This window comes from Mycobacterium sp. AMU20-3851, from assembly GCF_043974665.1.
Taxonomy (GTDB): domain Bacteria; phylum Actinomycetota; class Actinomycetes; order Mycobacteriales; family Mycobacteriaceae; genus Mycobacterium.
Map to the genome: position 1 here is coordinate 5,910,832 of NZ_CP146371.1, position 18,244 is coordinate 5,929,075.

An 18,244-nucleotide genomic window follows, 5' to 3' on the forward strand; every position below is an offset into this window, starting at 1 on the left:
TCCCGTACGCCCGCGTCTTCAGGGTAGGGCTGGCCCTACTCCGCGAGTATCGCCGACACGGCCGCCTGCACACCATGCCCCGCGGCGACGACCGGTTCGACCGACCGGAGCGTCCGGCACAGCACGAAGGCGCCCTCCAGGGCGGTCAGGGTGATCAGGGCCATCCGGCGGCTCTGTTCCTCGGTGACGTCGAGTTGGGCGAACCATGCGGCCAGCCCGGACAACCAGCCTTCGAACACCGTCGCCGACTCCTGCCGGAGCACCTCGTTGGTACTGGCCACCTCCAGCGCGATGGTCTCGATGGAACAGGCCTCGCCGTAGTCCTGAGAGGCCATCAGTTCCCCGGCGCTCACGAACAGGGCGGGGATCCCGGTGGCCGGATCGGTGTGCGCCAGTTGCGCCCCGACGAACGCCCCGTAGCGAACGCCCTCGCAGCGGATGACCTCGGCGGTGATCGCCTCCTTTCCTCCGGGAAAGTGGTGGTAGATGGACCCGAACGGCGCTTTGGCCGCGCCGGAGATCTGCTTGAGGCCGGTGGCTGACATGCCCTGGCGCCGGTACAGCTCGGCCGTCGCCTCCAGGATCCGGTCGCGGGTACCGGGCTCGGCCATGAGAACTCCTCCTTGCGCAGTGGGTGCCCGCAGCATACCGTGGGCCCGAATAGAATGATCTATCTAGGAGCGTGGATGCCCACCGTCGATCTTTCGTCCGGTCCCATCGCCTACGCGGACACCGGGGGTGACGGTCCCGTCCTGGTGTTCGGTCACGGCCTGCTCATGGACGGCCGGCAATGGCGCAAGGTGATCCCGCACCTGCCCGAATACCGCTGCATCACACCGACACTGCCGATGGGCGCCCACCGGGAGCCGATGCACCCGGACGCGGATCTCACCGAGCAGGGCGTGGCCGCCGTCCTGGCCGACTTCCTGGATGCGCTGGAGCTGGAGGATGTCACCCTGGTGCTCAACGACTGGGGCGGCGGACAATTCCTGATCTCTGACGGCCGAGACAAGCGCCTCGGCCGCCTGGTGCTGGCGTCATGCACGGCATTCGACAACTATCCGCCGGCGCCCGCCCGCCCGGCCGCCCTGCTGTGCCGGCTGCCCGGCGGTGGCTGGGTGCTCTCGAAGTTTCTGGGCACCAGGTTCTTTCGGCACAGCGACCGGGCATACGGTGCACTCACCAAGTACGGGATACCGGATGCGCTGTTCGACGACTGGTTCGCGCCCGCCGTCGAGAACCCGGCGGTACGCCGAGATCTGGTCAAATTCGCCACCGGCGCCCCGCCGCGGCAGCGGCTGCTCGAATTGTCCGAGCAGATGCGGACATTCACCCGCCCGGTCCTGATCCTCTGGGCCCGCGAAGATCGGATGATGCCGCTGGCGCATGCCGACCGATTGGCGCAGCTGTATCCCAACGCGACGAAGGTGATCGTCGAGGATTCCTGGACCCTGATTCCCGAGGATCAACCCGCGGCGATGGCGGTGGCGTTGCGCAACTTCGTGGGGTAGTTCCGCGCCGGCTGTCCGACCTCCCCGGGCACAGCGGTTTTTTGCTGCCAGGCCCTGCGCGTTAACCTGCTGTATCCGCCTCAGCGAACAAGCAGACAGAAGAGTTGGGCACAGCCATGACCGCAGCAGCAGAAACGACGCCACTCGAAGACCGCGTCGGCCACTACTACCAGATGGACGACACCTACCTGGTCGGGCGCGAGAAGGTGCGCGAGTTCGCTCGTGCCGTGCAGGACTACCACCCCGCACACTGGGATGTCGCCGCGGCGCAGAAACTCGGATACTCCGGCCTGGTGGCCCCGCTGACCTTCACCTCGGCTCCGGCCATGGCCTGCAACCAGAAGATGTTCGAACAGGTCGTGGTCGGCTACGACATGTATCTGCAGACCGAGGAGGTCTTCGAACAGCACCGCCCCATCGTGGAGGGCGATGAGCTGACCATCGACGTCGAGTTGACCTCGGTGCGTCGGATCGCCGGCCGCGACCTGATCACCGTGACGAACACCTTCACCGACACCGCCGGCGAGGTCGTGCACACCCTGCACACCACCGTCGTGGGGGTCGGTGCCGAGGAGGTCGACGCCGCCATCCGGCCGGCCGTGGCGAACGTGATGATGCACGGCATCAACATGCTCGGCGCCGACTTCTCCGGGATTGCCTATGAGAAGGCCGTGCGCCCGGCAGGCGAGCAGCGCATCGCCCAGGCCGGCCTGACCCGGACGCCGGCCTCCCCGTCGTTCGACGACCTCAAGGCGGGGGACACCCTGCCCGTCCATCAGGCCCGGCTGTCCCGCGGCGACCTGGTCAACTACGCCGGGGTGGCCGGTGACGCCAACCCGCTGCACTGGGACGAGAACGTCGCCAAGCTCGCGGGCCAGGAGGATGTGCTGGCCCACGGCATGCTCACCATGGGTCTGGGCGCCAGCTACGGCTCCTCCTGGACCGGTGACCCGGGCTCGGTGACCCGCTACGCGGTGCGGCTGTCGCAGCCCGCGATCGTGCCGGTCACCGGCACCGAGATCGAGTACTCCGGCAAGATCAAGTCCCTCGACCCGGACGGCCGCAGCGGCGTCGTGCTTGTCGGTGCGAAGTCCGGGGGCCGCAAGATCTTCGGGCTGGCGACCCTGAACGTCCGGTTCAGCTGAGCACGCCGCTCACCACACCGAGAGGGTCAACGACGCTGTCGAGCTGTTCACCCCGTCGGTGTCGGTGGCGACGATCGTGATCGTCCGAGTGGTCCAGCCGCCCTGGGTGGCGGTGAACGTGACGGCCTTCAACGCCTCCTCGTACTGCTGCTTGGTCGCGATCCCGGACAGCGTCAGGGTCCGGGTCTCGGCGTCGTAGGTCGCGGTGATCGGATTGTCGGTCAGGCCGGCGAAGGTCAGGGTGTCCCCGGACTTGCCGAAGGTCGTCACGCGCATGGTGACCTGTTGCAGATGGCTGGAGTCGGCGTCGACGATGTCGACCCCGGCCACCGGCTTCGTCGGCGACTCCCCGATCGTGTACGACCGCCCACCGATGGGCGTCACGAGCGGCAGGTAGCGCGTGGGCGAGGACACCGCCACGGTGACGAACCCGGGCGCGATGTTCGAGACCCCGTGCTCGTCGATGGCCGAGATGGACAGTCCGCGCACCAGTGCCGCACCCTGGGTCGCCGAGAAGGTCACCGCCCTGAGGGCCTCCTCGTACTGTGCCAGGGTGCCCGGACCCGACAGGGTCAGCGTCCGTTCGGCCGCGTTCCACACGCCGATGACCGGATTACCTTCCGGAGCAACGTAATTCAGCACGTCTCCGGCCTGTGCCATCGTGGAGATCTTCACCGTCACCTTGGACAGCCGGCCCGAATCCACATCGACGATGTCGATCGCCGAGACGATCTTGGCCGGGTTGCCACCCAGCGTGAACCCGCCCCCGGCGATCGGGGTCACCAGCGGCGGCAGGGTGGGAGCGGCCCAGACACCGACCGTCACGAACCCGGGGGCGACGTTGCCCACGCCGTCCTCGTCGGTGGCCGAGATGGCGATGCCCCGCACCACCCCGGCGCTCTGGGTGGCCGAGAAGGTCACCGCCTTGATGGCCTCTTCGTACTGCGCCAGTGTCGCGTCCCCGGACAAGGTGAGCGTGCGGGTGGTCGCATCCCAGCTGCCGATCACCGGATTTCCCTGCGGTGCAGAATAATTCAGGGCGTCCCCGGACTGCGCCAGCGTCTCGATGCGCAGCGTCACCTTCGACAGTCGGCCCGAGTCCCCGTCGACGATGTCGATCGCCGACACGATCCGCGCCGGGTTGCCGCCGAGCGTGAACCCGCCCCCGGCGATCGGGGTGACCAGGGGTGGCAGCTTCGTGGCCGGCCACACCGCGACGGTGACGAAGCCCGGCGCGATGTTGTCCACATCGTCCTGGTCGGTGGCCGAGATGGTGATGCCGCGCACCAGACCGGCCCCCTGGGTGGCAGCGAAGTTCACCGCCTTGATCGCCTGCTCGTACTCGGCCAGGGTTCCGTTGCCCGTCAACGTCAGCGTCAGCGTTTCCGCATCCCACGAGCCGATGATGGGGCTGTCAGAGGGAGCGTTGTAGGACAACGTATCTCCGGCCTGGGCCAGCGTCGCGATCTTGATGACCACCCGCTTGAGTCCCAGGGTGTCGCCGTCGACGATGTCGACGGTGGAAACGATGGGAGCGGGATCCTTACCCAGTTGATAGCCGCCGCCCACGATGGGCGTCACCAGCGGCGGCGCCTGGACGACCGGGTCGACGGTGACCGGGATGGTGACGGTGAGGTTGTCCGCCTGGGCGATGCCGAGGAAGCGGGTGACCTTTTCCACCACGGCCTGGATCTGGCCGAGCACGCCGGGCAGATGTTCGGAGTCGTCGCGGATGACGACCTTGAAGCTGTCCACCAGAGGCTGACCGCTGACCAGTGCCCATGGCGTGTAGACGAACTTTCCGCTGATCAGATCCCGGTACACCCAACCGTGTTCGGGCTGGATGATGTCGTAGGCCAGCACGTCGCCGTTGGGGTCGGTGGCGTTCAGGTCGATATACACCTGGCCGAGCAGATTCTGCTCGTAGACGATCGGACCCGCGATCGGCGTCCTGTTGACGAACGTGTGGCTGATCTGGCGGGCGACCCACGCCATCATGGTGTTGACCAGTAGGTCCAGCGGGTTCGTCGTCGCGGTTCGGGTACCGAGCGTGGAGCTGGCCGCGGTCATCTTGGGCGTGACGGCCTCGACGGTGGCCTGGGTGTCCTGAATTGCCGGTGCGGGAGCAACTTCGGTGGTCACCGGCGCCGCGGCGGAGGCGTCCTGCGTGTCGGTCTCCACCTGTGGGGCGGATTCGACCTCGGGGTCCGGTACCGCCTGCACGACGGCGGTGACACTCTTGTGCACCTGCATCGGTTCGACGGTCGGGGCGTACGTACGCCCTTTCCTGCTGCCCTTGACGGCGTCGGTGGCGACGTCGTCGGTGACGGCCTCGGTCGGCGTATCCCCGGTCTCCGACGCGGTTTCGTCGGGCTCGGTCCCGGCCGGCTCCGTCTCGTCCGGTTCGGTCGCGTCCGGCTGTGTCTCGTCCGGTTCGGTCGTGGGCTCGTCCGGTGGAGTCAGGCCGGCGGCGCTGTCGGAGTCGTCGCCGGTCGCGTCGGCGTCGGCGGTCGGCTTGGTCGCGGTCCTCGGCCCCCGCTTGCGATCGGCCGGGCCGGAGCCGGCAGATGACGAGCCCGCGTCCGACGCGGACGCCGACTCGTTGCTGGAGCTCGCACCGGTGTCGGCGTAGGCCGGCTGTGCGGAATCGGCGATCGCGAAGCCGACACCCAGCGAGACCGCCAGCGCTCCTACCCGGCCGATGTGCTGGGCGATAGTCGATGACGATGCACGGGCATGGCGCGCCGCTCCGCCGGTCGCACCCGCTGTCAGAAGTTCGGTGGCCATCCAGAATTGCTCGCTGGGGCCGTGGGCACGGTGCCGGGCGGGGGCTGCACACATAGTGATGACTCCATGAATCTGTCGGTGCCCCCGGGATGGTTCATCCGGCCGCGGACGGTCTCCCCGCCGTCCTCAGTGGTATTCCGCTGCTCGGCCACGCCGAGACTGTAGAGGTAATTACGCTCCGGCCGTAGCGGAATTGCAGATTTACTTAACTGCGAAAGCATCAAGCTAACTGCATTCTGGGCTGATCTCCTCGTAAAAGGGCCCTGGCAGGCTCGCGGCAAATATACACATGCGTCAATGTGACGATGTCGCCGGGTGTGCCGAAACCACACGATCCTCATGGGGCACATCCACCACGGGCCGGGCCGGCCGGCCGGAGCGCATCCAGCCTTTCCGAAGGAGGTTCTCAGCAGTCTGGACCCAAGCCGAGAAACTGCACGTCAAATCTGGTTAGCTCAGCAGGTCAGGAACACCACTCCCGGTGACCTGGAATTCGGGCAACCATCCCGATGACTGATACGAAGGAGCCGATCAATGTCGCTCAATGTCCGCCGCACGGTCGCCGGAATCCTTGGAGCCGGCGCATTCACCGGCGCGACGCTGTTCGCCGCCATCCCCAGCGCGTTCGCCGAGCCCGTCCCGCCGCCGAACTGCACCGCCGCCGACCTGGCCGGAGTGGCCTCCGGTGTTTCCGCCGCCACCTCGGCCTACCTGTTCACCCACCCCGAGGCCAACAACTTCTTCACCAGCCTGCACGGTCTGCCGCACAACGAGATCGAGGCCAAGGTCGACGAGTACTTCACCGCGAACCCGCAGATCGGCGCCGAACTGAAGAATATCCGGAAGCCGCTGCAGGACATCCGGATTCGCTGCGGCGACGTCGACAGCGACGGCGACGTCGACATCCTCTGAGACCCAGCGGTAATCAACAAACACGCTTCACCCATTCGATGAAAGGGATCCCTGTGATCAAGTCACGTTGGACCGCCGCCGCACTGCTCGCCGCCGCGGGTGCCGCCGGGGCGATCGTCGCCGCACCGCTGGCTTCGGCCAATCCTGTCCAGACCGAGTGCACGAACGCCGGCAACATCGTCTCCGGCACCAGCACCGTGTGCCAGAGCCCGGGCAATGCCCAGATCACCAGCTCCCCGGGTCAGCTCGGTGAGACCCAGTGGGGCATGTGGCCCTGGGGCTACGGAGGCGGTTACGGCATCGGCGTCCTGTAGCCGGTAGCACCTCACACGACAGCGGTCGCAGCAGAACCGAGAGGTTCCGCTGCGACCGCTGTCGTGTGTCCGGGCGTCGCGCTCAGTTGCGTACCGAGGTGTCCACCTGCGGCACCTTCACCCTGGGGAACAGCTGATCCCGCCACGGGTAGTTGCTGTCGTTGTCGTAGACACCGGATCCGGGGCTCAGCGCGATGACGTCGTGCGTGCCCACCGCGGCCTGTGCCGGACCCGCGAAGCCGATCACGGCTGCCGACAGTGCTCCGACGATCCCGCCCACCAAACCGATCTTCTTCATCGATCTCGCCTCTTCCCGTTCGTAGTCCTGCCGGGAGTAACAGAGGCGACCGCGCGTTTGTTTCCGGCTCAGCCGTAGGTCGCGTCCAGGAAGCGGCTGCGCACCTCCGGCGCGGGGATCGGGCAGGTGTCGTACTTGCCGCCGACCCGGTAGCGGACCGCGGCGAATGCGGCGTAGAGCCGGTCCCGGACGATGGCGGGTATGACGCGTGCGGCCCGGGCGAGTCTCCAGTACCCGCCCAGATAGTCTGCCACCTCCAGCAGCGCGGCCGATTTGGTGCTCACGGTTTCGTTCTGCTGATCCGGATTGCGAACGAACACAACCGAATCCAACCCTTCCAGATGCGGATGGCGCCCGATGATGTCCCGCGCGACAGCACTGTCCAAGGCGGCGAATCGCAGCGTCCCGCGACGGTCGAAGCGCAGAATGCTGCGCACGGCGCCGTTGCAGACCCCGCACACCCCGTCGTACAGCAGAATCGGCTCGGCCGGAGTCCCGTTCACATTCCCTCCCGTCGTTGATCACAGTCTTCCACGGTCGCCTCGGCTACCGCGTCGATGACATCGGCCGCCTCGCCACGACGCAGCCAGGCGGCGCGCTGACGCTGGGCTCCGTTACCTCGTTCGAACAAGCGGGCCAGCTCGTCCTCGACGAACTCGAAATCCCCGACCGTTCGCAGCGCCGGAGCGATCCGGTCGACAAGGGCCCGCAGCAGATCGGCTGCCGGTCCAGTGCCCTTGCCGCCGTCGGAGAACGGATCGACCGCCGGTCCGTCGAGTCCGTACCGGGCCGAACTCCAGTACGCACCCGCCAGTTCGTGTGCTCGCACATCGGGGAGCGGGACGCCGCGCCGCTCCTCGTCGAGGGCCGTCATGACCGCGGCGCGAGTCAGCGTGGCGTGCAACACGGTGTCCGCGACGGTGGCAGGGACGTCCGCCACCCGCACCTCGACCGTCGGGAAGTTCGCCGACGGCCGGATATCCCAGTAGACCATGCCGTCGTCGAGCATCGCGCCGATGTCCTGCATCCTCTGCACCGCAGCGTCATAGTCCTCGGCGGAATCGAAGTGCGGGGGTGGACCTGCGCTGGGCCAGCGCGACCACAGCACCTGCCGAAAACTCGCGTAGCCGCTGTCGTCGTTGCGGTAGATCGCCGAATTGGCCGTCATCCCCAGCAGCAGCGGCAGCCATGGCCGGAGCCGGTTGCTGACCTGGATCGCGGCGTCCCGGTCCGGTACCGCCACGTGGACGTGGCAACCGCAGATCCCCTGTTCGTGGGCGACCATCCCGAATCTGTCCGCGATCCGGCCGTAGCGCTCGGATTCGGTGATCGGGAACTCGTGCGGCACCGTCGGCGGCAGGCCGGCGGCGAGCAGGCGGGCACCGGCCTTGTTAGCGGCGTCGCCGGCGATCCTGCGCAGGCGGGTGAGCTGGGCACGCAGATCCGCGGTGTTGTCCGACACTTCGGTGGCGGTCTCGACCTGGCAACTGGTCAGTTCCAGCTGCAGATCGACCCCGTCGTCCTCGGCCAGCACGGCCACCCGGGTGTTGAGCGGTACGGGTTCGCCGCAGTCCGGGTCGACGAGGAGGAACTCCTCCTCGACACCGAAGGTGGGATGGCCGGCCATGCTCTCCTCGCACTGTGCGTCAACGGGTCGGACACCTGATGTGCCCGGTTATCGCGGTAAGGAAACGTGAGCGCCATCCCACACCGTAGCCTGACCAGATGGGATCCGCGCAGGTCAGCTGGCGCGAACGGAGTCGGCTGGTGCGTGCGGTACGCCTGTGGCGCACCCGCAATCCCCACACGTTCCGCGACAAGGTGCGCTACAAGATGCTGCGCGACCGCCGCGAGCTCATCGTGACATTCGCCGACAAGGCCGCGGTGCGTGACCATGTGGCGACAGTCGTTGGCCGGCAGTATCTTCCGGCCGTCTACGCCATCGTCGACGAGCCCGCCGACCTCTACCACGCAGTCCTGCCCGATACGTTCGTTGTGAAACCGACCCACGGCAGCGGCGCGGTCATCGTGGTCTCCGACCACGCGCCCGCCGAGGCGCGGCTGCCCGGCGACCGGGGTGACTGGTCCTACCGGTTCGTCCGCCCCGAGCACGCGGGCCGCGGGGACATCGTGCGGATCGCCAAGGGTTGGGTGGCGCAACTCTACGGTCAGGGCCCCAACCGGGAGTGGGCATACGGGCAGATACCGCCCCGGGTGCTGGTCGAAGAACTACTCACCGACGCCGCGGGTGAGATTCCCGATGACTACAAGTTCTTCGTCTTCCATGGCAAATGCGCCTATGTGCAGGTCGATATCGGCCGGTTCGGCCGGCGCACCCAGGACTTCTTCCGGCCGGACTGGGAACATCTGCCGCTGTCCGGGGGGCCGCCATGGGCCGACCCGCAACCCGAGCCTCCCTCGCGATTGGACGAGATGATCGCGGTGGCGGAACAGCTGGGCGCCGGCACCGACTTCGTCCGCGTCGATTTGTACTGCGTGGACGGTCGCATCGTGTTCGGCGAGCTGACCAGTTTTCCCGCCGGCGGGGACAGCCCGTTCGATCCCGAGTACTTCAATGACGAGTTCGGCAGTCACTGGACCGTTCCGCGCCGATACCGGGAACCAGGCTTGGAACGCCCGTTGCCGGGGCATCCCGTGTTCATGACTGACAAGACAAACCCACCCGGACCCACCGACCAGGGCCGAACGGGCGGGATGGCCACCCGGGAGGTCGCCCCGGACGTGGTGGAGAAACACCGCCGTGAAACGCCCATACCTGAGGACGCCACCGAGGCCACCGACGAGCAACGCCGCGAGCAGGAGCAACTCGACCACCAGGACGACGATCCTGAGGCACCAGGCGCGCACCAGGACCGCCACCAGCTCGCGGACGAGACCTAGCGGACGGCTCGAACGGCCAGGGCGACAACGCGTCACGCAGCCTATAGTTCTGCGGGTGCTCTTCTCACTGGACGCCGACGCACGGCCCTACGCTGAGGAGATCATCAAGAAGTCCCGCTTCATCGGTCGCCTGCGTCGGGTGGAGTCCGACGAGGCGTTCGCTGCTTTCCTCGCCGAGGTTCGTGAGGTCGAGCGTGGCGCCGGGCACCACTGCTATGCCTACATCGTCGGCGACGACGAGGAGAGCCGAATCGAGCGGTTCTCCGACGACGGCGAACCGGGCGGCACCGCCGGATCGCCGATGCTGGCAGCACTGCACGGGCGCGGCCTGGTGAACGTGGCGGCGGTGGTGTCGCGCTACTACGGCGGGGTCAACCTCGGGGCAGGCGGTCTGGTCCGCGCCTATTCGGGCACCGTCATCGCGGCTGTGGAGACCGCCGACCTGCGGCCCCGGGTGCGCGCGCAGCTCTTCCGACTCCAGGTGGAGCGCGCCACGGCCGGCTGGGTGGAGGCCGAACTGCGTCGTCGGGGCGTCGAGGTGGTCGAGGTCGGCTACGGCGAGCACGCGGTGATCACCGTGGCATCCACCGACCCGGATGGTCTCCAGACCGCGGTCGCCGAGATCACCTCGGGCGGGGCCGAACTGGTCTCCGTGGGCTACTTCTGGCGTTGACGGTGGGACCGTGCACACAGCCGACGAGGAACTGATCGCCCGGGTCCGCCGCGAACTGTCCGCCGCTGGGGACCCGGACCGGGCGGTCGCCATGCAGCGGTACATGAAGTCGGAGATGCGCTTCCACGGTGTCCGCCGCCCCGAGGTGCGCAGCATCTGCCGCATCATCTTCGACGAGCACCCGCTGCACTCCGAGCGCGCCGTCGAGGCCACCGTCGAGCAGATGTTCACTACCGCGGACCGGCGCGAAGAGCGCTATGCCGCACTGGAACTCGCCCGACACCGACGCTACCGGTCCTACCAGACCCCGGACCGGGTGCCGCTGTACCGCGCCCTGATCGTGGCCGGCGCCTGGTGGGACATTGTCGACGAGATCGCCGCGAACTTGATCGGACCGATCCTGTGCTCGGATCCCGACCGGGTTCGCCCGACGATCGTCGGGTGGGCGACCGACCCGGATCTGTGGCTGCGCCGCACCGCGATCATCGCCCAGCTTGCGGCCCGGCAGAACACCGATCTGGACCTTCTCACCGCGGTGATCGATGCGAACGCGGACGACCCCGACTTCTTCATCCGCAAGGCCATCGGCTGGGCGTTGCGACAGTACGCCAGGACCGAACCGGATTGGGTGCGCGCGTTCGTGGCCGCCCGCGAGGACCGGCTGAGCGGGCTGTCGAAGCGGGAGGCGTGCAAGCACCTGTGATCAGAAGGGTGGCGGGTTGGCCTCGTAGTGCGCGCGGTTGCGGGCGCGTTCGTGCGCGATCCGGTAGGCCCGCTGCCGCGCACGGGTGCGGGCGCGTCTGGGGGCGGCCAGGTCACGGTGCTGGCTCGGCGGCGGATCCGGTGGAAGCACCAAAGTCGCAGTCGGTGTGGACAACTGGGGGAAGAACAGTTTTCCGCCGGGTGCGGTGGTGTAGGTGCGCCCGTTGGGGGCAGTGATGGTGATCGTGCCGTCGGGATACTGCCGGTCGGTCCAGCCGCCTGGCCCGCAGTGAAAAGTCTTGATCACATGGTGGATTCGGCAATACAACTTGGTGTTGCTCGGGTGGGTGGGCCCGTACGGCCACGGGGTCGTGTGGATGCTCCTATGCAGCGTCAAGTACCAGTTTTGGACGGTATAAATCGGCCTGAAGTGCACGGTAGAGTTCGCGAACAACGGCACGCTTAAGGCAGCGGATGATGTCTTTTTTGGTCTTTCCTTCGGCTGTGCGGCGGGCAACATAGGCTTTGGTGGGCTCGTGCCAGCGCAGGCGATTGATCACGATCAGATGGATCGCACTGTTGGCATCACGGTCACCACCGCGATGTAATCGGTGCCGTGTCGTGGCGCCGCTGCTGGCCGGGATTGGGGCGACCCCGCAGATCCGCGCCAGGGACGCCTCAGATTTGAGCCGGTCGATGTTCTCGCCGGCCGTGGTGAGGATCTGGCCCGCCGCCTCGGTCCCGACGCCAGTCACGGCCAACAGGTGTGGTGTCATTTGCTGGAGGATCGCCTGCAGTTCGACATTGGCTTCAGCGATCTCCTCGTCGAGGAATTGGACTCGGCGGGCCAGGCGACGCAGCATGCGGCGCGCTGCGGCGGCGGCGTCATCGGCGGGCGCTGCCGAGGAGAGCCGTAGTCGTGCGCAGCGGGCGACGAGCGCTGCCCGGTCGTACTGGGACAGCTTGCTACGCAGGTCCTCAGGAGCGCACCACAGCAGTCCGTGGATCTGGTGTAGGGCTGCCTTGCGTGCTTTGACGGCACTGCGTCGGGTGGCGCGGATCATTCGCACGGTTTCGACGAAACCGTCACGATCTTTTGGTGTGCCAGTCGCAGTTTCAGCGACCACGGCTCGGGCTGCGTTGATGGCATCGATTGGATCTGACTTACCTCGCGCTCGACGGTCCTGACGGTTCGGGCGGGATACTTCGACTGTGACAACACCGTGGGCCGTGAGGTATCGGTTCAATCCCGCACCGTAGGAACCGGTTCCTTCGATACCGGCTTTGACCAACTGGCCCAGGGTGAGGACCCAGGCTAGGAGCTTGCGGTAGCCAGCTGCGGTAGCAGGAAACTCATGATCGCCAAGCAGTTTGGCGGTGCCGGCGTCGACGACGGCCACGTGATGGGTGGCCTTGTGAGTATCGACTCCGATGACGACGTGGCGGAATCGCTGTTGAGTTGTCATGCTGGTTCAACCGTCCTCTGCAGGTGGATGGTGACGTCACCGGCGTTGACGGTTGGACAGGACAGAGATGGGTGGCTTGTTGCCGCAAGCTCCTATTAGGTCACCGCCGTCGCGTCGGTGACGCTTACGACGCCACCCGCGGCGCCGGCCGACAGATCCACACAAGGACAGCCTGTCGGCGTCAATCGATATCCGAGCCAGACCGTCACCGCGAGTGACACCTTTATCCTCTCTGTCGACATCGCAACGCTCAGCGGGCACCTGGCAGCCCGGCCACCGGCAGGTCAGGTCGCGGCAGCGCACGAAATCCGCCAACTTCCTCGACGGCTGATAGCCGTTCTCCGTACCCAGGCCGGCCAATTCGGGCAACGGCCGCACGTGCGCGTACGCAAGCCTTTCCCGGATCTGCTCGGCCGGGATGGCGCCGTAGCCGGGGAGCAGCGCCGGGCGGTCCGACGCCCCGGTGACGGTGGACTGTCCGGCCAGCACGTGGATGACCAACGATCCCGACGGAACCTCGGCACCCGCGGCCGTACAGGTGTCCTTGCCACACAGACACGCCATCCGCGTCGCCCCCGCCGACAGCGGTTCAGCGGCATCGGCACGCCGCTCACCGAAGGTCCGCGGATCATCCGGGCACACGGTGCGCGCCAACGCATCCAGACGCTGATCGAATACCGCGCCCACGGCGGCATCGACACGACCGTGGATCTCGACCATCCCCTCCCCGACGGGCTCGACCGAGATGTAGCGGTTGCGTCGCGCGTCCCTGGCCCGGCGCACCGCGTCGGGATCGACGTCCAGGATCATCCAGTCCACCAACTCGGTGATCCGGTTGTCCGAGAGCGCGTTCCATGATGGCGCCGCAGCGGCCACCTGGGCGTCGATGACGGCCATGATGTCGGGATCGGTGACCAACGCGGTGCGGTGGAAGATACTCAAGAACACCCGGAAGTCCACCGCGCCGGTGAGGAAGACCTTCGCGAACTCGGGTAGCCGCTGGATCAGGTCCCGGCCGTGGGTGATCTGCGTGCACGCGCGACCGCGACTGATCCCCAGTTCGACGCCGAGTTCGGCGGCCGCCAGTTCCCAGTCATCGACGATGCAGTCCTCATAGCTGTGGCCCATCTCCGCCATCCGGGCCAGCGCGAACTTCCCCGCGGCCACCAGCTTGTGCGCCAGCGCTTTACGCTCGGCAGTCAGCTCCGCACGCGCGGCATCGAGGTGGGTGAGCGCACCTCGACTTTCGAACATGTGTTCTAGTATACGCCTCTACACTGACCGCGTTGACTTGTTATGTCTCAGGACATCGGTGACAGTTCTGCATCAGGACATCGGTGACACTTTGAGGGTTCTTGGTGGTGACACTTCTTCCTCGAGGCTTAGGCGGTGGCTGTCAATGAACCCATCGATCCTCGTGTCCGCTTGGCGATCTCCCAGTGGCCCGACGACGCGCCTCGCGGCGCGGTCTCGACGTTCTGTGTCGAGCATGGCATATCACGAAAGTCGTTCTACGAGTTACGTAAACGAACCAAGGAAGACGGTCCGGCTGCGGTGCTCGAACCCCGGACACGCCGACCGAAGTCGAGCCCTTCGACGCTGAGCGATGAGATCAAAGCACAGGCCGTGGCTGTGCGGTCCGCGCTGGAGGTTTCCGGTCTGGATCACGGGCCGATCAGCGTGCACGAGAAGATGCGCGCGATGGGCCTCGATGAGGTTCCGTCCACGGCGGCGCTGGCACGCATATTCCGGGAGGCCGGTGTGGCTCGTATGGAGCCGAAGAAGAAGCCCCGCTCGGCGTGGCGGCGGTTTGTCTACCCAGCCCCGAACGCGTGCTGGCAACTTGACGCCACCGGGTACGTCCTGGCCGGTGGACGCACATGTGTGATCTTCCAACTCATCGACGACCACTCCCGCTACGCGGTCGCTTCCCACGTGGCCTGGAGCGAGACAGCCGAGGCGGCGATCACGGTCTTCGACAAGGCCGTAGCCGCCCACGGCGTACCCCAACGACTGCTCTCGGACAATGGACTCGCCCTCAACCCCTCACGGCGCGGATATGTGGGCCAACTTGTCGGTCACGTGAGTGCACTCGGGGTCGAGGCGATCACCGGAAAGCCCTACAAGCCGACCACGCAGGGCAAAAACGAACGCTTCCACCAGACCCTGTTCCGCTATCTCGACAAACAGCCACTGGCCGAGACACTGGCCGAGCTCCAAGCCCAGGTCGATGCGTTCGACCACATCTACAACACCGAGCGCCCTCACCAAGGTCTACCTGGGCGCGTCACACCACTGACGGCATGGGAAGCGACCCCCACGGCAGATCCACCCCGCCCCGCAATCGACCGGCCGACCTATGCACGGCCTGTCCCGAGTCGATACCAATTCCCCCGAGCGAAGTCGCCCGTGGATCTACCCTCGGACACAGTCATCCGCACGGTGAGCTCGGTGGGCAGCATCGGATTGGACTCAGTCACATACCGAGTCGACGCACAACGCGCCTTCCAGCAAGTCCTGGTTGTCAGCGTCGACGACAAGATCATCGTGGCCGATCTGGACGGCGAAATCCTTATCGAACACACCAAACCCGCACCGGGTGTGAAGTATGTCGGCAACGGACAACCACGCGGCCCACGCCCCAAAACCCGACAACCGTCACCGATGTCCTGATACATCAACTGTCACCGATGTCCTGATACATCACACTGACCGCGTTGACTCATCAGAAATGCGCGCGAACGGGTGATTCGTTGCCTCATTGAAAATGCGCGCGTAAGCCCGATTGATGGGGTTGACGTTGACCGGGCGCAAAGCCGTGGCGGAGACGCTCCGCAGTCCGGTACATCCTGGCGCGCAAGGGTGAGAAGGGCCGGATTCTGGACGAGCTGTGCGCCACGACGGGGTGGCATCGCAACCATGCCCGCAAGGCGCTGAAATAACGAAGACCCCTACGCGCGCATCTTGACATGAGGCAACAGGCCGACTCAAGCTTTTGTCCGGGTCAAGACACTTCGCGCGTCCGCCCCCTACGGGGCGGCAGGCATCACGGGCGGCACGAAATCGAAGGTCGTACCGAGCAGCCACACCAACAGCAGCACCACCGGCAGGTGGAAGATGAACTGCAAGAAGGTGAATCCGACCAGATCGCGTGCCCGCAGACCCAGCACCGCCAACAGCGGCAGCATGAAGAACGGGTTGACCAGATTGGGCACCGCCTCGGCCACGTTGTAGATCTGCACCGTCCAGCCCAGATTCATCTGCACGTCGGTGGCCGCCTGCATCACGTAGGGCGCCTCCACCAACCACTTTCCACCGCCCGACGGGATGAAGATGCCGAGCACGACCGTGTACAGGCCGATCACCACCGCGAACCATCCGGCGCCGACATCGGTGAACAATTCGGCCAGCCGATCCGAAACCGTCAGTCCACCTCTGCCTTCGGCCCGGGTGATGATCGCGGCCATGGCGGCGTACAGCGGAAACTGCACCAGGATGCCCCCAACCGCGGGCACCGCGTTGGCGACGGCCTGTAGAAACTGCCGCGGTGTCCCGTGCAGCACCAGGCCGAGGATGAGGAACACCAGCAGGTAGCCGTTCAGACTGCTCACCACCGTCAGGACCGGTTTGGTGAGCAACTGGGAGATCAGCCATCCCAGGGTCAGCACGCCTGCCAACACCGGTAGCACCCGGCTGTATTCGAGCCACTCCCCCGGTCGTGACCGCGGAGGCGCCGGCTCGGTCCGGTCGTCGAGGTCGACGTCCATATCCTCCGCGGTCCTGATCGCGGCACCTCTCGGTGCGGAGAAGTGCGCGATCACCACTGTCAGCACGATGAGGATGGCGCACATGAGCAGCGACTGCCAGGTGAAGATCGTGGTCCCGAAATCGAGCACGCCGGTGATCTGCAGCAGTTCCTCGGGCAGCGACGCGGGCGTGGCCTGCAGCTGGGCCGCCGAGGAGGACAGCCCCAGCGCCCACACCGCACCCACCCCCATGAAGGCCGCGGCACCGAGGGCGCGGTAGTCCACCCGCAGATCGGTGCGGCGCGCGATCGCCCGGGCCAGCAGGCCGCTGAAGACCAGACTCAGTCCCCAGTTGAGGAAGGAGACCGACATGGACAGAAACGCCACCAGACTCACCGCGGTGCGCGCCGAACCGGGCATCGTTGCGAGCCGGTCGATCAGCTTGGCCACCGGCGGGGAGGTGGCCACCACGTATCCGGTCAGCACCACCATCGCCATCTGCAGGGTGAACGCGGTCAGATCCCAGAAACCGCCGCCGAAGGCATCCACGACGGTCTGCGGAGAGGACCCGTTGACGAACGCGGCGACAGAGACCAGCACAACGCCCGCCAACGCCACCACGTAGGCGTCCGGGAACCACTTCTCCGTCCACCCGGCCAGCGACTGGGCTACCCGCGCCAGCCCCTTCTCCGAGTCGGCACCTCTGGTGGCAGTGGTCATTGTGGCTACCCCTTCTCCGTGGACATCGGACTGATCAACCGGGTGAGAGTGGGTACCCCCTCCCCCATGACGCAGACGCCAGACCAGGAAACCGCCCGCGACCAGACGGACAACGAACAGCCGGACGCCGTCGTCATCTTCGCCCCGCTGCCCATCCTGACCGTGACGGTGGAAAACCGTTCCGGTTCCGCCGACATCCACGTGCACGCCGGCGGCCAGGGCGTGTGGCAGTCACGCATGGTGTCCTCACTCGGTGTGCCGGTGGTGCTGTGCGCCGCCACCGGTGGTGAGACCGGTGAAGTCCTGAGCCACCTGCTGCCCATTCCGGACGTCACCGCGCGGCTCGTGCCGGTCAGCTCACGCAACGGCGCCTACGTGCACGACCGCCGGGGCGGGAGCCGGGAGATCATCGCCGAGAGCCCGGGCAGCCCGTTGGACCGGCATGAGATCGACTCCCTCTACGAACTCACCCTGACCGAAGGCCTGAACCACGGCTGGGTGCTGCTGTCCGGGCCGCAGGAGGACGACGTGCTGCCCCCCGACCTGTACCGACGGCTGGCCACCGACCTCGGCGCCAATGGCTGCCAGGTGGCGGCCGATCTGTCGGGCGAGCGACTCGAGGCGGTGCTCGCCGGCAACCCCGCGCTGATCAAGGTCAGCCACGAGGAACTTCTCGATGACGGCCGGGCGAAGTCCGAGGACGCCGAAGATCTCGTGGATGCCATGCGGATACTGCGCAAAGAGGGCGCAGGCACCGTGGTGGTGTCACGTTCAGGATCCGCACCGGCCCTGGCGCTGCTCGAGGACACCAAGCGGGGCGAGGACGTCGTCGAGATCGTGATGCCGAAGTTGGAGCCGGCCGACTCTGCGGGTGCGGGTGACTCGATGACCGCGGGCATGGTCGCCGCGCTGGCCGGCGGCCGCCCGATTCGCGAGGCCTTGCAGGTCGGTGCCGCCTGCGGGGCGCTCAACGTGGTGCGGCACGGATTGGGAACCGGCGGTGCGCGGGCCGTCGACACACTCGCCGAACGAGTAGAGCTTCGGCCGTGGAAATGACGGGAGGCACGAC

At 66.7% G+C, this 18,244-nt stretch carries 18 protein-coding genes and 1 pseudogene; 10 read left to right on the forward strand and 9 right to left on the reverse strand.

What is annotated here, in order from left to right; all coding sequences use genetic code 11:
- Nucleotides 1–35: 35 nt before the first annotated feature.
- Entirely contained in the window at nucleotides 36–611 is a 576-nt protein-coding gene (locus tag V4U86_RS28385; RefSeq protein WP_395309152.1) for a TetR/AcrR family transcriptional regulator, read from the reverse strand.
- Nucleotides 612–686: 75 nt separating this feature from the next.
- Here V4U86_RS28385 and V4U86_RS28390 point away from each other — a divergent pair, with 75 nt between their 5' ends.
- Together V4U86_RS28390 and V4U86_RS28395 are read left to right on the forward strand one after the other, a co-directional pair.
- Complete coding sequence (locus V4U86_RS28390) at nucleotides 687–1,511, forward strand: alpha/beta fold hydrolase (protein WP_395309153.1); 825 nt, start codon at nucleotides 687–689, stop codon at nucleotides 1,509–1,511.
- Between the two features lie 116 nt (nucleotides 1,512–1,627).
- Nucleotides 1,628–2,656 carry a fused (3R)-hydroxyacyl-ACP dehydratase subunits HadA/HadB gene (locus V4U86_RS28395; RefSeq protein WP_395309154.1) on the forward strand — a complete coding sequence of 343 codons (1,029 nt, stop codon included), beginning with the start codon at nucleotides 1,628–1,630 and terminating at the stop codon, nucleotides 2,654–2,656.
- Nucleotides 2,657–2,665: 9 nt separating this feature from the next.
- Here V4U86_RS28395 and V4U86_RS28400 read toward each other — a convergent pair whose 3' ends face one another.
- A complete protein-coding gene (locus V4U86_RS28400; RefSeq protein WP_395309155.1) occupies nucleotides 2,666–5,443 on the reverse strand; it encodes a hypothetical protein in 2,778 nt (925 codons plus the stop codon).
- 534 nt (nucleotides 5,444–5,977) lie between these two features.
- On the opposite strand from V4U86_RS28400, the gene V4U86_RS28405 reads away from it, so the two are divergent.
- On the forward strand, nucleotides 5,978–6,355 hold the full coding sequence (locus V4U86_RS28405; RefSeq protein WP_395309156.1) for a heme-binding protein: 378 nt from the start codon (nucleotides 5,978–5,980) through the stop codon (nucleotides 6,353–6,355).
- 53 nt (nucleotides 6,356–6,408) lie between these two features.
- Nucleotides 6,409–6,669 carry a hypothetical protein gene (locus V4U86_RS28410; protein ID WP_395309157.1) on the forward strand — a complete coding sequence of 87 codons (261 nt, stop codon included), beginning with the start codon at nucleotides 6,409–6,411 and terminating at the stop codon, nucleotides 6,667–6,669.
- A gap of 82 nt (nucleotides 6,670–6,751) precedes the next feature.
- Here V4U86_RS28410 and V4U86_RS28415 read toward each other — a convergent pair whose 3' ends face one another.
- From V4U86_RS28415 to V4U86_RS28425, 3 genes are all read right to left on the reverse strand, one after another.
- Nucleotides 6,752–6,967: a hypothetical protein gene (locus V4U86_RS28415; protein WP_395309158.1), complete on the reverse strand. Its 216-nt coding sequence runs from the start codon at nucleotides 6,965–6,967 to the stop codon at nucleotides 6,752–6,754.
- Between the two features lie 68 nt (nucleotides 6,968–7,035).
- Nucleotides 7,036–7,470, reverse strand: a complete 435-nt coding sequence (locus V4U86_RS28420) for a thiol-disulfide oxidoreductase DCC family protein (protein ID WP_395309159.1) — start codon at nucleotides 7,468–7,470, stop codon at nucleotides 7,036–7,038.
- Nucleotides 7,467–8,594: a glutamate--cysteine ligase 2 gene (locus V4U86_RS28425; RefSeq protein ID WP_395309160.1), complete on the reverse strand. Its 1,128-nt coding sequence runs from the start codon at nucleotides 8,592–8,594 to the stop codon at nucleotides 7,467–7,469. The genes V4U86_RS28420 and V4U86_RS28425 overlap by 4 nt, the downstream gene beginning before the upstream one ends.
- Before the next feature lie 98 nt (nucleotides 8,595–8,692).
- Here V4U86_RS28425 and V4U86_RS28430 point away from each other — a divergent pair, with 98 nt between their 5' ends.
- The 3 genes from V4U86_RS28430 to V4U86_RS28440 are packed head-to-tail and all read left to right on the forward strand — an operon-like array spanning nucleotide 8,693 to nucleotide 11,244.
- On the forward strand, nucleotides 8,693–9,868 hold the full coding sequence (locus V4U86_RS28430; protein ID WP_395309161.1) for an ATP-grasp fold amidoligase family protein: 1,176 nt from the start codon (nucleotides 8,693–8,695) through the stop codon (nucleotides 9,866–9,868).
- Between the two features lie 55 nt (nucleotides 9,869–9,923).
- A complete protein-coding gene (locus tag V4U86_RS28435; protein ID WP_395309162.1) occupies nucleotides 9,924–10,541 on the forward strand; it encodes an IMPACT family protein in 618 nt (205 codons plus the stop codon).
- A gap of 10 nt (nucleotides 10,542–10,551) precedes the next feature.
- A complete protein-coding gene (locus V4U86_RS28440; RefSeq protein WP_395309163.1) occupies nucleotides 10,552–11,244 on the forward strand; it encodes a DNA alkylation repair protein in 693 nt (230 codons plus the stop codon).
- Here the strand turns inward: V4U86_RS28440 and V4U86_RS28445 are convergent, their stop codons facing one another.
- The 3 genes from V4U86_RS28445 to V4U86_RS28455 form a co-directional block, all read right to left on the reverse strand.
- Nucleotides 11,245–11,550, reverse strand: coding sequence for a hypothetical protein (locus tag V4U86_RS28445; RefSeq protein ID WP_395309164.1), 306 nt, complete (start codon nucleotides 11,548–11,550; stop codon nucleotides 11,245–11,247).
- Between the two features lie 76 nt (nucleotides 11,551–11,626).
- Nucleotides 11,627–12,709, reverse strand: a complete 1,083-nt coding sequence (locus tag V4U86_RS28450) for an IS110 family transposase (protein ID WP_395309165.1) — start codon at nucleotides 12,707–12,709, stop codon at nucleotides 11,627–11,629.
- A gap of 36 nt (nucleotides 12,710–12,745) precedes the next feature.
- Nucleotides 12,746–13,963, reverse strand: coding sequence for a DUF222 domain-containing protein (locus V4U86_RS28455; RefSeq protein ID WP_395309166.1), 1,218 nt, complete (start codon nucleotides 13,961–13,963; stop codon nucleotides 12,746–12,748).
- A 135-nt stretch (nucleotides 13,964–14,098) separates the two neighbouring features.
- Here V4U86_RS28455 and V4U86_RS28460 point away from each other — a divergent pair, with 135 nt between their 5' ends.
- Complete coding sequence (locus V4U86_RS28460) at nucleotides 14,099–15,382, forward strand: integrase core domain-containing protein (protein WP_425590831.1); 1,284 nt, start codon at nucleotides 14,099–14,101, stop codon at nucleotides 15,380–15,382.
- A gap of 115 nt (nucleotides 15,383–15,497) precedes the next feature.
- Nucleotides 15,498–15,648 (forward strand): annotated as a pseudogene (locus V4U86_RS28465) (integrase catalytic domain-containing protein); the annotation flags it as partial.
- A gap of 90 nt (nucleotides 15,649–15,738) precedes the next feature.
- On the opposite strand, the gene V4U86_RS28470 reads toward V4U86_RS28465, so the two are convergent.
- Nucleotides 15,739–17,175, reverse strand: a complete 1,437-nt coding sequence (locus tag V4U86_RS28470; RefSeq protein WP_395309167.1) for a short-chain fatty acid transporter — start codon at nucleotides 17,173–17,175, stop codon at nucleotides 15,739–15,741.
- 66 nt (nucleotides 17,176–17,241) lie between these two features.
- Here V4U86_RS28470 and V4U86_RS28475 point away from each other — a divergent pair, with 66 nt between their 5' ends.
- Nucleotides 17,242–18,231 (forward strand): 1-phosphofructokinase family hexose kinase, encoded by a 990-nt coding sequence (locus V4U86_RS28475; RefSeq protein ID WP_395309168.1) that lies wholly within the window; start codon nucleotides 17,242–17,244, stop codon nucleotides 18,229–18,231.
- Nucleotides 18,232–18,244 lie beyond the last annotated feature (13 nt).

Excerpts from the sequence above, each read along its gene's own strand:
- V4U86_RS28390 (WP_395309153.1), top strand. The coding sequence starts at position 687 with ATGCCCACCGTCGATCTTTCGTCCGGTCCCATCGCCTACGCGGACACC.
- V4U86_RS28470 (WP_395309167.1), bottom strand. The coding sequence starts at position 17,175 with ATGACCACTGCCACCAGAGGTGCCGACTCGGAGAAGGGGCTGGCGCGG.
- V4U86_RS28400 (WP_395309155.1), bottom strand. The coding sequence starts at position 5,443 with ATGGCCACCGAACTTCTGACAGCGGGTGCGACCGGCGGAGCGGCGCGC.
- V4U86_RS28405 (WP_395309156.1), top strand. The coding sequence starts at position 5,978 with ATGTCGCTCAATGTCCGCCGCACGGTCGCCGGAATCCTTGGAGCCGGC.
- V4U86_RS28425 (WP_395309160.1), bottom strand. The coding sequence starts at position 8,594 with ATGGCCGGCCATCCCACCTTCGGTGTCGAGGAGGAGTTCCTCCTCGTC.
- V4U86_RS28430 (WP_395309161.1), top strand. The coding sequence starts at position 8,693 with ATGGGATCCGCGCAGGTCAGCTGGCGCGAACGGAGTCGGCTGGTGCGT.
- V4U86_RS28450 (WP_395309165.1), bottom strand. The coding sequence starts at position 12,709 with ATGACAACTCAACAGCGATTCCGCCACGTCGTCATCGGAGTCGATACT.
- V4U86_RS28415 (WP_395309158.1), bottom strand. The coding sequence starts at position 6,967 with ATGAAGAAGATCGGTTTGGTGGGCGGGATCGTCGGAGCACTGTCGGCA.
- V4U86_RS28385 (WP_395309152.1), bottom strand. The coding sequence starts at position 611 with ATGGCCGAGCCCGGTACCCGCGACCGGATCCTGGAGGCGACGGCCGAG.
- V4U86_RS28395 (WP_395309154.1), top strand. The coding sequence starts at position 1,628 with ATGACCGCAGCAGCAGAAACGACGCCACTCGAAGACCGCGTCGGCCAC.
- V4U86_RS28455 (WP_395309166.1), bottom strand. The coding sequence starts at position 13,963 with ATGTTCGAAAGTCGAGGTGCGCTCACCCACCTCGATGCCGCGCGTGCG.
- V4U86_RS28475 (WP_395309168.1), top strand. The coding sequence starts at position 17,242 with ATGACGCAGACGCCAGACCAGGAAACCGCCCGCGACCAGACGGACAAC.